A 14,351-nucleotide genomic window follows, 5' to 3' on the forward strand; every position below is an offset into this window, starting at 1 on the left:
ATGGGCACGCGACGATGCGCGCGCCATTGGCGAAAGGGAACGTTCGCCACGGCTATGCCGCAGCGTTTGTTCCGTTGAAAGGGGATGGGTTCAGTGCGCCGCGAGCGGGCAGGGCGGCGGCGCAGCTTGGTCTTGCGCCGCCGCGCTTGCCTATTTCACGCCGACATAGCGGAAATTCTTCACGAAATCCGGCATCTCGATGCCCGGACGCAGCTTCGGATCGGCCACGGGGTCCATCTGCACCGTCTTCAGCGCAATGGAACCGGCCCAGCGGTCGCCGGCGTAATCCTCGTCATCCTCGCCCGGCAGGCTGTCGGAGACCTTGGCGGAGATCTCGTCCAGCTTCATGCGGAGAACCTTGGTCGCCTTCCACTCCTGTTCGGCGGGCGGGCGGGCATAGTCCCACAGGCCGGGGGCCAGACGGTCGGTGAAGGTGGCGAGGGCTGCACGCTTCACCTCTTCCTCGCACAGCTCCGCGTCGCCGAAGGCCATGACGGAACGATACTGGATATTGTGGTTGAAGGCGGCGCGGGAGAAGACGATGCCATCGAGATGGGTGACGGTGAAGCAGACCGGAATGCCCTTCTGCTGCGCTTTCAGCATGCGGCTGGCCGAGGAACCGTGCCAGTAGACGTAGTCATCGATACGCCAATGGTTCGTGGGCGTGACATAGGGCATGCCATCAATGACATAGCCGACCTGACAGACGATGCCGCCATCGATGATGGCGTTGATCGTGTCCCGGTCGTATTTCGCCAGCCAGTTATAGCGGCGAAGCCGCGTCTTGTCGCTCGGGGCTTTGGCCTCGTTGACGGTATCGTTCATGGTCTTTTCACCCTTCCGCTCGCAGAAAACTCTGCAACCGGAATACAGGCGGCGGGTGGCTGACCCTTAGAGCCATTTTGCAAAAGAGATGGGGACCATTGGCGCAACGGGCTGCTGCACGCCGCTTTCCGCAGCGTAGTATCCGGATAACACCCGGCCTTGCCCCAGTCGCTCTATCCTGCCGCCCTAACCATCAGCAAGGGAGGATGTGCGATGGCGAAGATCCTGATGATTACCGGTGATTTCACCGAGGACTACGAGACCATGGTTCCGTTCCAGGCGCTGCTGGCGACGGGCCACACGGTCGATGCCGTCTGCCCCGGCAAGAAGGCCGGGGATACCGTGAAGACGGCCATCCACGATTTCGAGGGCGACCAGACCTACTCGGAAAAGCCCGGCCACAATTTCGCGCTGAATGCTGATTTCGACACGGCGGATGCCGCCAGCTACGATGCGCTGGTCGTGCCGGGTGGCCGCGCACCGGAATATCTGCGGATGAACGAGGCCGTGCTGGCCAAGGTCCGGCACTTCTTCGAGGCGGGCAAGCCCGTTGCGGCGATTTGCCATGGCGCGCAGTTGCTTGCCGCCGCCGGCGTTTTGAAGGGGCGCACCTGCTCGGCTTACCCGGCCTGCGCCTACGAGGTCACCGCCTCGGGCGGAACCTTTGCCGATATTCCCGTGACAGAGGCCGTCACCGATGGCAATCTGGTGACAGCGCCGGCATGGCCTGCCCATCCGGCCTGGCTGAAACAGTTTCTGGCTATTCTCTAGCCATCGCGGGATGGGAGGCTCTCGATGTGCGAACTCTTTATCAGGGCGGATGCCAACCAGTGGCAAAGCCGGACCCATAGTCTGCGCATTGATGGCGTCGCGACGTCGATCCGCATCGAGAACCATTTCTGGGATACGCTGACGGAGATCGGGCGGCGCGACGGGATGACGGTCGCGCAGCTCATCACCCGCATGTGGCATGAAGCCATGGATGCGGACCATGATCTTGGCAATTTCACCTCGTTTCTGAGGGTCTGCTGCGCCCGCTATCATGCGCTGATTGCGGCGGGCGATCTTTCCGCCAACCTTCGTATTCCGATTGCCGACCACGCGGCGGGCGAGATCCTGGCGCGGGAGGCCGACCGGCGCAATGCCGTCATGAACTGAGGGGACGTTCAGTCCTCGATGATGTCAGCCGGCCGAAGGAAAACGGCCTCTGAGCCTGTTGGTCAACCTGCATGAGCGCTGGACCCGCCGTCTGCATCCGCGAAGGTCTCGAGGATCGTCCGGAAAGCCTGGAAGGCGGGGGTTCCGTATCCGGGGCGCGTGGCGAGGCTGGTGGTGGCCGTTGTCAGCGGCTTCACCGTGAAGCAAGCGGCATCGGGCATCAGCGCGAGCACGCGGCGCGGCAGGATGGAAAAACACGATCCCGCCGCCGTGCAGGCGACCATGGCGTGATAGGAGCGAACCTCGTGGATGCGAAACCGGCCTGCCGGTTCGCCTTGCCCTGATATCCAGTCCTCCGCCAGCATGCGATAGGTGCAGCCCGGCGCGAAGGCGGCCAGGGCCTGTGGCCTGACATCCCGCGGGTGTTCAACCCGCGGATGGCCGGGCGGCAGCAGCAGAACCAGCTCCTCGTGGAAAAGCGGCACGAGATCCACTTCGCCGGGGGCAAGCCATTCATGATTGCCGGTGATTGCAACCAGTGCACAGTCGATGCGCCGCGCAAGTACGGCATCGACCAGCGAGCGGCTCGGCCCGATCGTAAGGTCGATCGTGACCTGAGGCCACGCCGCATTGAATTGCGCGAGCGGCACGGGCAGGCGTGTGGCGGCCGTCGCCTCCATCGACCCGATGCGCAAAACGCCGGCCGGCGTGCGCGGATTGACCATCTGCAGCGCCTCATCCGCGAGATTGAGAATCCGTTCGACGTAATCGAGAAAAGTCTCGCCCTCGGGCGTCAGCAGCATGCGTCTGGTATCGCGCTGAAACAGGGGAACCTCAAGCTCGGCTTCGATCTGCTGAATGCGGGTCGTGACATTCGACGGCGCGCGCCCAAGCAATGCGGCAGCGCGCGTCACGCTCTGCTCACGGGCGACGGCGCGAAACACACAAAGCGAGGCGTGGTCCATCCGGAATTCTCTCTTGCGGAAAACGGTAATTCATTTATTCTCAAATAAAGAATGAAAGTCAATGTGAATTCCCTGTTCTGGAATTTATGGAGCAAGATGCGATGTTTGACAGGCTGGGGCTGACCGTACCGCTCATTCAGGCGCCTATGGCAGGGGTCTCGACCCCGGCCCTTGCGGCGGCGGTTTCGAATGCCGGTGGTCTGGGCTCGCTCGGCATCGGCGCCAGTACGCCCGAGCAGGCGCGCGCGATGATCGAGGCGACCCGTGCCGCGACCGACAAGCCGTTTAACGTGAATGTCTTTTGCCATCAGCCGGCCCGGCGCGATGCCGGGTTGGAGGCGGCCTGGCTTGCCCGTCTGGCGCCGTTTTTTGCGGAATTCGGCGTTGCCGTGCCCGCCGGGATCACGGAAATCTACAAGACCTTTCTCGATGATGACGATGCCTTGCAGGTGCTGCTTGAGACGCGGCCCGCCGTGGTCAGCTTTCACTTCGGCGTGCCTGAAGGCGACAGGATCGCCGCGTTGCGCGATGCCGGTATCCGCACAATGGCGACGGCCACCAACCTGCAGGAGGCCGAGGCGATTGCAGCCGCGGGTATCGATGCCATCGTTGCCCAGGGCATCGAGGCCGGAGGTCATCGCGGCGTGTTCGATCCCGCGGCAAACGATGAACGGCTCGGCACGCTGGTCCTGACCCGGCTTCTTGTCCGCAGCAGCGGGCTGCCTGTTGTCGCTGCTGGCGGCATCATGGACGGGCAGGGCATCCGGGCGGCCCTCGATCTTGGCGCCGCTGCGGCACAGCTTGGCACCGCCTTCATCCTGTGTCCGGAATCCTCGGCCAATGCGGGCTATCGCGCCCACCTGAAAAGCGGGCGCGCCGCCAGTACGCGGCTGACGGCGGTGCTTTCCGGCCGCCCGGCGCGGGGGATCGTCAATCGCTTCATCGAAGCCTGCGACGGTCCGCCGGGTGCACGGCCTGCCGCCTATCCCGTCGCCTATGACGCCGCCAAGCAATTGCACGCCGCCGCGTCCCGTTGCGGCGTGGAAGAATTCGCCGCGCACTGGGCGGGGCAGGGCGCACCGCTTTCGCGCGAACTCCCGGCCGGCGAACTGGTTCGGGTGCTGATCGATGAGGCAGGCCTGGGGCATTGAAGCCGCCCGGTGACCGTCCCGAAGCCGTCTGGCTGTTCTTGTGCCTGTCAGATGACCGGTCTGGAAGACCCGAAATCCGCCGCCGAAACCACAAGGTGATGGATGGTCGGAAGGTAGCCTTTGTCCTGTCGTTGAAATAGCGTTAATAGCCGTCTGGATTTCAGGTTCAGGCGCAGGGGCCATGCCCGCGCCGGAGCCGGGACGAGGCAAGCGCGGTCGAGGAAAAGGCAATGCGTTATTTGATTACGGGCACTGCGGGCTTCGTTGGGTTCCATCTGGCCCACAGGCTGCTTGAAGCCGGCCATGCCGTGACCGGCTTTGATGGCATGACGCCCTATTACGACGTTACCCTCAAGGAGCAGCGCAACGCCATTCTCGCGCGCTTTCCCGGCTTTACCGGGATAACGGCCATGCTCGAGGACCGGGAAGCGCTGGAGCGGGCCGCTGCCGACACGCCGGATGTCATCGTGCATCTGGCGGCGCAGGCCGGTGTTCGCTACAGTATCGAGGCTCCGGAGGCCTATCTCTCCTCGAACATCGTTGGCTCGTGGAACGTGCTGGAACTGGCGAAGACGGTGCGTCCCCGCCATCTGCTGCTGGCCTCGAGTTCTTCCGTCTACGGTGCGAACGATCACATACCGTTCGGGGAGACCGACCGGGCCGACGAACCGCTGACGATCTATGCGGCATCCAAGAAGTCGATGGAGGTGATGGCCCATTCCTATGCGCACCTGCACAAGGTGCCGACGACGGCGTTCCGCTTCTTCACGGTCTACGGCCCGTGGGGACGCCCGGATATGGCGCTGTTTAAGTTCACCGATGCCATTCTCAACGGCAAGCCGGTCGAAATTTACGGCGAGGGTCGCATGAGCCGGGATTTTACCTATATAGACGATTTGGTCGAGGCGATCCTGTGTCTTGCCGACGTGCCGCCATCGGAGGAAAACCGGGTCGGCGATGCGTTGGATACGCTGTCGCGGAACGCGCCTTTCCGTGTGGTCAATATCGGCGGCGGTCAACCGACCGAACTCATCCGTTTCGTCGATACCGTGGAACAGGCGGTGGGGCGCCCGGCGCTTCGCCGGTTCCTGCCGATGCAGCAGGGCGATGTGCCGCGCACCTATGCCGATCACCGGCTGCTGACGGCGCTGACCGGCTTCACGCCTGCCACCCCGCTGGAACACGGCGTCGGGGAGTTCGTGCGCTGGTACCGGGCCTGGCGCGGCGATGTCGCCGCCGCCAAAGAAAGCCGGTGCCAGGAAGGACCTGCCGGGACAAGTATTGGTGGCGTTTTTGACAAACCGTCATCGGGTGAATAGAAACGAACGGTAGCAATCGCTCACGTCAAATTTTGCGTTCCATGGAAAAAAGTCTTTCTCGATACATCTGGAAGCATACGTGGCGTCAGCAGATAGTCATTCTGACGATCGTCGCCGTGTCGATGATTCCGTATTTCCTGTCGCTCGACCTGCCGAAGCAGATCATCAACGGCCCGATTCAGGGTGATGGTTTCGGTACGCCCGATAGTCTGCAACCCTTCTTCGAGGTCGGGTTCGACCTGCCGTTGATCGGCCATCTGAATATCTATGCCGGCTATCCGCTGGACCGGCTGTCCATGCTGATGGCGCTGAGCCTGGAATTTCTGGCGCTTGTGGTCATCAACAACGGCTTCAAATACGTCATCAACACCTACAAGGGGCGGCTGGGCGAACGCCTGCTTCGCCGTATCCGCTTCCAGTTGATCGACCGGGTGCTGCGCTTCCCGCCGAGCTATTTCAAGCGCACCAAGAGCAGCGAAGTCGCGACGATGATCAAGGACGAGGTGGAGCCGCTGGGCGGTTTCGCCGGCGATGCCTTCGTCGCACCGGCCATGCTTGGCGGCCAGGTCGTTGCCGCGCTTGCCTTCATCCTTGCCCAGAATTTCTGGCTCGGCATGATTGCCGTCGGCATGGCCATGCTTCAGCTTGGCATCATCCCGCGCATGCGCCGCCGTCTCATCCGGCTTGGTCGCCAGCGCCAGTTGACGGCACGCCGGCTGGCGGGCCGGGTCGGCGAAATGGTCGAAGGCATCACCACGATCCACGCCTACGATACATCGAACTATGAACGCGCCGATATGGCCAAGCGGCTCGGCGAAATCTTCGCCATCCGCTACGACCTCTATCAGTGGAAGTTCATGGTGAAGTTCATCAACAACTTCCTCGCCCAGGTCACGCCGTTCCTGTTCTACAGCATCGGCGGCTATCTGACGCTCAAAGGCAGTCTGGACGTCGGCCAGCTCGTGGCCGTCATCAATGCCTACAAGGAATTGCCGAGCCCGCTGAAGGACCTGATCGACTGGGATCAGGGGCGTCAGGACGTGCAGGTGAAGTTCGAGCAGGTCGTCGAGCAGTTCCAGTCCGACGGTATCCTGCCGGAACGCATCCAGAGCGTCTTCACGGATGTGCCGCCGCCCTTGCCCGGTCCGCTGACCGCCAGTCGCCTGACGCTGAACGACGACAGTGGCGGACGGCTTGCCCATGAGGTTTCGCTCGAGATCGGCAAGGGCGAGACCGTGGCTTTCCTCGATCTCAACGGCTCGACCGCCGTGGCCGTGGCCGAGGCCTTCGGGCGCGCCATCTGGCAGACCTCCGGCAAGGTGAGCCTTGGCGATATGGATATCCTCGACCTGCCCGAATCCACCACGGGACGGCGCATCAGCTATGTCTCGACGGAGACCTATTTCTTCGACGGCAGCCTGAGGGACAACCTGCTCTACGGTCTCAAGCACGCGCCGCTGAAGCCGGCGGTGCGCGAGGGACAGCGGGCGGCCCGGCGTCGCTGGGAAATCAAGGAGGCCGCGCTTGCCGGCAACGTCGATTTCGACACCGAAGGCGAATGGATCAGCGTGGCCGGCCAGACGACCATCGCCGATGACGAGATTCTGCGCGAATGGATGCTGTCCGCGCTCGATACGGTTCTGCTGAGCGAGGATATTTTCGATCTGGGCATGCGCAGCGTCGTCGATCCGCAGCAGCGCGAAACCATCGCCCGCTTTGCCATCGATGCGCGCAAGACCCTGCGCGGCGAACTGATCGAACTGGATCTGCCGCAACTCGTCGTTCCCTTCGAGTTCGATGCCTATAACAGCGAGGCGACGATTGCCGAGAACCTCTTGTTCGGCGCGCTGATCGGCGGTGATGCGGCGGCGCGGACGATCATTTCCAGCGCCTATTTCCGCTCCATCGTCTCCGAAGACGGGCTGGCCGAGCAACTGTTCGAAATGGGCCGCAAGATCGTCGCGACCATGGTGGAACTGTTCGGCGACGAGCAGCAGAACAATCCGCTTCTTCCCGAGATGCTTCTGCTGGAAGACCGCGAGGTTCCCGAATATGTCCGCATCCAGAAGGAGGTCGAGGGCAAGCGTCTTTCAGAGGCCAACGAGGAGCAGCGCCGCGTACTCTTCCTCACCGCCTTCTCCTATGTGGAAAGCCGGTTCCGCTTCGGCGTTCTCACCAACGAGATCCGCGCGAAGATCGTCAAGGCCCGGCACCGGTTCTACGAGAACCTGCCGCCGAACCTGCAGGCGCTCATCGCGCGCTACAATGAAGCCGAATACCAGTCCTCCGCCACGCTTCTCGAAAACATCGTTTTCGGCAAGATCAGCAGGGTCTACGCGGATTCCCATTCGCGCATCCTGTCGCTGATCAAAAAACTGGCGATGGAGCAGAACCTCTATGACGATCTTCTGACCGTCGGTCTCGATTTCCAGGTCGGGCCGGGGGGCAAGCGCCTGACAATCCTGCAGCGGCAGAAGCTCAATGTGGCCCGGGCCATCATCCGTCGCGGCGATTATTACACGCTGAATCAGCCTTTGCCGGGTCTGAACCCGAATTTGCAAGCCCAACTTGTCAAGAACGTGATCTCTTTCTTGCGTAGCCATTCCAATGGATGCACTATCATCTGGGTCTTGTCTAACCCCAGGCTGAGTAACCATTTTGAGCGTATCGTGATTTTCGACCACGGCGAAGTGCGCGCAAACGGGAGCCACGATGATCTGATGGGTGCAGAAGACGGGGTATTGAACGAACTGATCGTCAGGTAACGCGAAGGCGGCCGGCCGGTCCAGGAGGTGTGCAATGATACTTGATGATGAGGTACGATGCCTGCGAAGCCTGCCTTTCTTCGCATCGGCTGATCCGTCCAAGCTGAAACGGCTGGCGTTCACCTCCGATCACATGCGCTTTGCACCGGGACAGGTGCTGTTTCACGAGGGCGATCCCGGGGATGCGGCCTATGTCATCCTGAGCGGAACGGTGGACGTCTCCGTGGAGACACCGCAGGGTCCGATCAAGGTCGCCACGGCGGACAGGAATTCGATCATCGGCGAGATCGCGCTTCTGAACGATGGCTACAGGACGGCGACGGTGACGGCGTCGGCTCCGCTCGAAACGCTGCGCATCGATAAGCATGAGTTCCTGAACCTGATGAAGGACTGCCCGAGCATGATGTTCGGTGTGCTCAAGGTCCTTTCCACCCGCCTGACGCACACGACGATGGAACTGGCGAAACACAAGAGCGCGCATGAAACCGCGTGATGTGTCCGTTCCGACATGGTGTTCTGGGGGGTAGATGAGTGATACGGTAACCGGCGCGGCGATGGCTGGCCGGAATGAAAAATTCACGGTGACTGTCTGGGGCGTGCGTGGATCGACCCCGCTCTGCGGTGGCGAATTCGCCCGTTACGGCGGCAATACGACCTGCATCGAGATGCGGTGTGGCGGTGAGGTGCTGATCTTCGACGCCGGCACGGGTATCGTTACAGCCGGCAAGCGTCTGGTTGGCGAGGCGGTGGGGGAAATCCACCTGTTTCTCACCCACAGCCATTACGACCACGTTCAGGGATTGCCGTTCTTCGCGCCGCTCTACAAGCCGCACACCCGCGCCTGCATTGCTTCCGGCCATCTCGAAGGCAGGATGTCGACACGGGATGTTCTGGCGCAACTCATGCGGCCGCCGTTGTTTCCCATCGATCCCGGCTATCTCAAGGCGGATATCCGCTATCTGGATTTCCGGCCCGGCGACCGGCTGGAACCGGCGCCGGGGATCGCGATCGAAACCGCCAGGCTGAACCATCCCGGCGGCGCCGTCGGTTATCGCGTCACGTTCGCCGGCAAGAGCGTGGCGATCGTCACGGATACGGAGCATGTGCCCGGTGAACTCGACGCCAATGTTCTGCGGTTGATCGAAAATACAGACCTCTTCCTCTACGATGCATCCTACGGGGATGAGGAAATGGGCAAGTATGCCGGTTTCGGCCATTCCTCCTGGCAGCAGGCGATCCGTCTGGCTTCGGTGGCCAAGGCGCGTCATATCGGCCTGATCCACCATTCCTTCTTCCACACCGATTCCGATCTCGACCGCATCGGTGAATTGGCCCGTGCACGCTTCGACCGGGTCGATGTGGTCCGTGACGGGCAGGTTTTTGATATCTGACGCGATCGTGAGCCGTCCTTGCCTCCGTTTCGGCGCACCAGCGGCGCAGGGACTGTGTGTTTTCTACCGATTCGAAAGGTCACCCGCCTATGGCGAACCCCGTGCGTCCGTTTCTTCCCGACAAGGCAGCGCGCAAGCTGGGGCTGATCACGGGCACCATCATGTTCACCTTCGTATCGATGCACCTGCTGAACCATGCGCTGCTTCTGGTTTCGGAGGATGTGGCGGGGGCAGTCCTGCGCTATTTCAAGATGATCTGGCGCAATCCGCTCGGGGTGATCCTGCTTTATGGCGCGTTGACGATCCATTTTCTGCTGGCGCTGCGTCTGCTTTATCTGCGTCGTTCGTTTGCCTGGCGTTTGGTCGGCAACATCCAGATCATTTCCGGCATGCTCGTGCCGCTGTTGATCGCACAGCATGTCACCTCGGCGCGCATTCCCGTCCTGTTCAAGGGAACCGACAGCGATTACGCCATCGTCTTGAGAGCGATGTGGGCGAATGGCGGTATGCTTGGCGTCCAGATGGTGACGGCGATCATTCTCGTCTGGCTGCATGGCTGCATCGGTCTTCACGGTGCAATCAGCCATCGGGACTGGTTTCCGAGGTTTCGGCAGCCGCTGTTTGCGCTGGCCATCATCGTCCCCACGCTCGCCCTGGCGGGCATCGGGGCAACGGCCCAAAGGCTGGCGCCATCCGATACGCCGACGGTGGACGAGCTTGGAAGCCTGCCCGATGAACTCGGCGGTGTGTGGCTTGCTCCGGCGCAGCTATACGACCTCCAGACCATCGAGCGCCGGGTTTACATCCTGTTCGCGCTCGGCCTCGGGCTGGTGATCGCCATGCGTGGTGTTCGCCGGCTGTTCGAGAAGGAACCGAACATCGTCGTAACCTATGCGCATGGCGAACAGGTGCGCGTGCCGCGCGGCACCACCATTCTGGAAGCGAGCCATATCGGCCGCGTTCGGCACTATTCGGTGTGCGGCGGCAATGGCCGCTGCTCCACCTGCCGCGTTCGCATTCTGGAAAGCAGCGGCCCCCTGCCCAAACCCAATGCGCTTGAGCTTGCCACGCTCGAACGCATTCAGGCGCCTTCGGATATGCGGCTGAGCTGCCAGCTCCGCCCGGAATACGACGTCGTCGTGGCGCTGCAGCTGGAGCCGCCATCCGGCGCCAAGCCACGCTCCGACCCGTCGGCGCTGCAGACCGGCCGTGAGAAGGAAGTCCTCATCCTGTTCTCCGATCTCCGGAACTTCACGACGATTTCCGAAAGCCGATTGCCCTACGACATCGTTTTCCTGCTCAATTCCTACTTCTCCATTCTGGTGCAGGCGATCGAAGGCGCTGGCGGGCGCGTGGACAAGTATCTCGGCGATGGCGTGATGGCCATTTTCGGTCTCGATGACGCGGCGCCGGCGGATGTGTGCCGCAGGGCGCTTGCGGCCTCGGCCCAGATCATTGCGGAAACGCGCAAGCTCAATACGCAGTTGATGAGCGAGTTCGGCATCGATCTGGAAGTGGCCATCGGCCTGCATTACGGCCCCGCCATTGTCGGCGTCGTCGGTTACGGCAAGGTCGCGACGCTGACCGCGATCGGTGACACGGTGAACGTGGCAAGCCGTCTCGAAGGGGTCGCCAAGCGGTTCAACGTGGCCCTGGCGGCGTCGGAAACGGTCATTCTTCTGTCCGGCGTCGCCCACGAGGAGGTGTCGCCCCGGCGCATGTCGCTCAAGGGTAGGCGGATCGACATGCCGGTCATGCTGTTTTCCGCCGAGCAGGCGATGCGTTATGCTTGAGCCGGCCGCTATCCTCCCTTTTTTGGGTGTTGCCGGTCAGTGGGGCTTGCTTATGATCAACCAACCGGCGGCGCGAATCCTGCCCCGCCAGGCAAGGAGGCTTGCGTGCGCTTGAAGCATTTCGTCTGGGTCGTCGTTGCAGCGTCGGGTTTGCTGGCCGGAATGGCCAATGCGGACGATGCCTGGCGCCAGCCGCTGATCGACGGGTTCGACGGTAGCGATTTCGCCCCGGAAGGCGGCCTTTACTACCGTGACAACAATGAGCAGGCGGCGGGCAGCTACACGTTCCAGAGCGCGGTGAAACGCACGGGTGCGGGCGCGCTGAAGCTGAGCGTGCGGAAGCAATGCAATGCGAAGGATCTCGAATGCAGCGAACGCGCCGAAATCTGGGAGAAGACGCCGCTTCGTGTGCCCTATGATGCGCCGATCTGGTTCGGCTTTGCCATGAAGCTGGCCGATCCCGTTCCGAAGGATGACCACCGCTATCTCGTGGCCCAGTGGAAACGCGAGATCGGCCCCGAAGCCGAGGGCGATTTCAGCCCCTTTCTGGCGCTGAGACTCGATCGCGGCAAGATGTTCTTCACCGTGGAAACCAATTTCATCGGCAGCGGTCCGGCACCTGCGGGCGGTATTGCCGGCCAGTGCCCGACCGGCTCGACGCCGGTCTGGTTCAGGCCGGAGACCCGGCAGATGCGCGCACTGGCCACCTCCGGTACCGACTGGACCGCCGAGGATGCAAAGGACTTCCCCGGCTGTACCGACCAGATTTCCGTCGTGACCCACAACCCGCTGCCGAAGGCCTCCACCGACTGGATCGATTTCGCCATCCTGTCCCTGCCCGGTCCCGATGGCAGCGGTCGGATCGAAATCTTCGCCGACAAGGTGCCGATTGCCACCGTGACCGGCCATATCGGCCATGGCGATGCCGGTCTTGGCAAGAACCAGTATTTCAAGTTCGGCCCCTACCGCGCCGGAGCGGAAGGCGAATGGACCGTCTACTATGACGATTTCCGCCGCTCACCCGCCTGCATGGACGTGCTGGCAGACGAAAAGGCCTGCGCTGCGGTGAAATAACCGGGCGCGGGTCTTTGTTGCTTCCGCGTTTGCGGAGGCGCACCCACACCGCCCTTGCGCTGGGTTGGCGTCAAGGGGCGGTTGCGGAGGGGGAATGACGCTCTGCACCGTCGATAGTCCCGATGGAACCCTCTTGAAACTTCTGTCGGGAAGGGTTGCTCGGTGTGCACAACTGACGAACGCTCATTTAGGACAGCAACGTAGAAGTAGTCCTTGAATTCGAGGCGTGTTCAACGCTCTACTCATCCTGATAGCGATATGCCATCTCTTCATTGTACTCCCTAATAATCTCATCAGTATCAACGTAGTCCATAGGATCGACACCAAAAAAATCGACTGGATCCCTCTCGTCCAACGTCGTGAATTCGTGGGGGAAGCCTGCAGCCATTAATTCAGCCAAGCCGCTTAACTTGAGTCCGCAAACATCACAGGTGAAGGCAGTCGGCAATACGCGCGTTTCAAACATGAGAGAGCCATCCCTCAAGAACTCTCGACTTACGCCAACAGGCCTCCCACCAAGTGCAGCTTGTGAGCCGCAGGCAGGGCATCTATGCATTTTGAGATGGATGCCATTGTTTTGGACAGCATACGCGAAAGCGGTCTGCTTTGTGCGTAACTCTGTTTGCTCGACGCCACTACGCTCATAAAATCGATCTTTGCAGTTTGTGATGTCGGCCCTCACTCGCTTTGAACGATCCTTAATCGCGGCCTCCGCGGCCTGAGAAGCGATCGCAGCGTCCTCCGGTCCAATTATGTCAGTTAGGTCCTGTTTAGCGACAGCAGCCCCCTTAACCATTAGCAGGTAAACCGTCGGCAGAATCTCGTTCGTACGTTGCGAACCTATCTCATCGTTCTCGCCATGAAGTTCGCGATTTCGAGCGTCCACAAGGACTTGAATAGGATCGAGATTGGTTGCCTTAAGGTCGGGATACGCATCTTTGAGCCGTGTAATAGCAGTTTTTAGACTGACCGATTTGGCGTTGTCGAAGCCATCGACGTCTGCTGCGTACCGAATACTGTCTTCTGTCAGATCTGCATTTAGTACCGGGCTTTTGGCTACCAAAACCCCGCGAATGAACATTTCGCAGAAAAATGAGACATATAATAAATATTGGTCATCATCTCGTGGCATTCCTGATGCCTTAGACCAATAACGCTTAGCTTTTGAAAAGTATTTAGATGCATCCCAAGTCATTTTATAGTGTCCAGTGCATACCGCCATAGCCAGCCGCCTGTGGAATGAGTCTCTTGCCGGCCATGTAGGATTTTCCAGTTATCGATAAGCACCCATGCAATATTTTCCCAATCTATAACGTGATCAGGTGAAGCGTGTTCGATCATATCGCCGAGCTTGTGGGCGTTTTCATCAAGAGGCTTCATCAGATCTCGGTTATAGCGATAGAATTCACCATACTTGTTACTGTTAAAGAAGTTTGCAGAATAGGCCTTGCCGAGCGAGTGTATTCGAAAAGTGCCAGTCTTTTTGACTGCCGCTCGAAGTGATGAACCATCGTACAAAGTTGTCATCCCCAATCGTGCTACGGGACAAAAGAGCGCAACATACTTTGGAGGCAGTGACTTAAGAGCAAAATCGGTGTGTGGGGGAAAAGCGCCAGTTCCATAATAGGCAGAAAGGCTATTGGGCTTTGCCTCATTCTTCTTCCGTGGGTAAAGTCTATCCACCCTGAGTGAGCGCGGCTTAAGGTCAGCGATCAAAGAACGTAAGCTAGGCAATGCCGATCCTAGCGAACGATTTCGTTGATAAAATCCTTTTGCTCTGATTTCACCCCAAACAATCTCATCCATGTTGAGTTCCGGTACTTTGGTCACTGTGACCTATGGTCGGATTAGAGTGCAAGAATTTGCGTTTATTTAGAGCATAAATTAGTAGGCCTCGTAGTCGACAGGAG

At 60.5% G+C, this 14,351-nt stretch carries 12 protein-coding genes and 1 pseudogene; 9 read left to right on the forward strand and 4 right to left on the reverse strand.

Translation table 11 applies throughout. The features are described from left to right. Window positions 1-150: 150 nt before the first annotated feature. A complete protein-coding gene (locus GGQ66_RS09065) occupies window positions 151-825 on the reverse strand; it encodes a pyridoxamine 5'-phosphate oxidase family protein (RefSeq protein WP_183791642.1) in 675 nt (224 codons plus the stop codon). Between the two features lie 213 nt (window positions 826-1,038). On the opposite strand from GGQ66_RS09065, the gene GGQ66_RS09070 reads away from it, so the two are divergent. Both GGQ66_RS09070 and GGQ66_RS09075 read left to right on the forward strand, forming a co-directional pair. Next, a complete protein-coding gene (locus GGQ66_RS09070) occupies window positions 1,039-1,596 on the forward strand; it encodes a DJ-1/PfpI family protein (RefSeq protein ID WP_183791644.1) in 558 nt (185 codons plus the stop codon). Between the two features lie 24 nt (window positions 1,597-1,620). Then, a complete protein-coding gene (locus GGQ66_RS09075) occupies window positions 1,621-1,983 on the forward strand; it encodes a ribbon-helix-helix domain-containing protein (RefSeq protein WP_183791646.1) in 363 nt (120 codons plus the stop codon). A 62-nt stretch (window positions 1,984-2,045) separates the two neighbouring features. Here the strand turns inward: GGQ66_RS09075 and GGQ66_RS09080 are convergent, their stop codons facing one another. After that, window positions 2,046-2,948, reverse strand: a complete 903-nt coding sequence (locus GGQ66_RS09080; protein WP_183791648.1) for a LysR family transcriptional regulator — start codon at window positions 2,946-2,948, stop codon at window positions 2,046-2,048. Between the two features lie 101 nt (window positions 2,949-3,049). Between GGQ66_RS09080 and GGQ66_RS09085 the strand changes: the two genes are divergently transcribed. From GGQ66_RS09085 to GGQ66_RS09115, 7 genes and pseudogenes are all read left to right on the forward strand, one after another. Next, window positions 3,050-4,099 (forward strand): NAD(P)H-dependent flavin oxidoreductase, encoded by a 1,050-nt coding sequence (locus tag GGQ66_RS09085; protein WP_210287215.1) that lies wholly within the window; start codon window positions 3,050-3,052, stop codon window positions 4,097-4,099. Between the two features lie 230 nt (window positions 4,100-4,329). After that, window positions 4,330-5,310, forward strand: a pseudogene (locus GGQ66_RS09090) (NAD-dependent epimerase/dehydratase family protein); the annotation flags it as partial. A 149-nt stretch (window positions 5,311-5,459) separates the two neighbouring features. After that, window positions 5,460-8,183, forward strand: a complete 2,724-nt coding sequence (locus GGQ66_RS09095; protein ID WP_183791654.1) for an ABC transporter transmembrane domain-containing protein — start codon at window positions 5,460-5,462, stop codon at window positions 8,181-8,183. Between the two features lie 34 nt (window positions 8,184-8,217). Next, window positions 8,218-8,676 carry a cyclic nucleotide-binding domain-containing protein gene (locus GGQ66_RS09100; RefSeq protein ID WP_183791656.1) on the forward strand — a complete coding sequence of 153 codons (459 nt, stop codon included), beginning with the start codon at window positions 8,218-8,220 and terminating at the stop codon, window positions 8,674-8,676. Between the two features lie 34 nt (window positions 8,677-8,710). Then, a complete protein-coding gene (locus tag GGQ66_RS09105; RefSeq protein WP_183791658.1) occupies window positions 8,711-9,574 on the forward strand; it encodes an MBL fold metallo-hydrolase in 864 nt (287 codons plus the stop codon). Window positions 9,575-9,663: 89 nt separating this feature from the next. Next, complete coding sequence (locus GGQ66_RS09110) at window positions 9,664-11,367, forward strand: adenylate/guanylate cyclase domain-containing protein (RefSeq protein WP_183791660.1); 1,704 nt, start codon at window positions 9,664-9,666, stop codon at window positions 11,365-11,367. A gap of 162 nt (window positions 11,368-11,529) precedes the next feature. Next, window positions 11,530-12,441, forward strand: a complete 912-nt coding sequence (locus GGQ66_RS09115) for a polysaccharide lyase family 20 protein (RefSeq protein ID WP_183791881.1) — start codon at window positions 11,530-11,532, stop codon at window positions 12,439-12,441. 238 nt (window positions 12,442-12,679) lie between these two features. Here the strand turns inward: GGQ66_RS09115 and GGQ66_RS09120 are convergent, their stop codons facing one another. Both GGQ66_RS09120 and GGQ66_RS09125 read right to left on the reverse strand, forming a co-directional pair. After that, window positions 12,680-13,636, reverse strand: a complete 957-nt coding sequence (locus GGQ66_RS09120) for a hypothetical protein (protein ID WP_183791662.1) — start codon at window positions 13,634-13,636, stop codon at window positions 12,680-12,682. After that, the gene (locus tag GGQ66_RS09125) at window positions 13,633-14,247 is read right to left on the reverse strand and encodes a hypothetical protein (protein WP_183791664.1); all 615 of its coding nucleotides are present in this window, start codon (window positions 14,245-14,247) and stop codon (window positions 13,633-13,635) included. Before GGQ66_RS09125 ends, GGQ66_RS09120 begins: the two co-directional genes overlap by 4 nt. Between the last annotated feature and the right edge of the window lie 104 nt (window positions 14,248-14,351).

Origin of the sequence: Allorhizobium borbori, from assembly GCF_014196535.1 — a bacterium.
Classification (GTDB): Bacteria; Pseudomonadota; Alphaproteobacteria; order Rhizobiales; family Rhizobiaceae; genus Ectorhizobium; species Ectorhizobium borbori.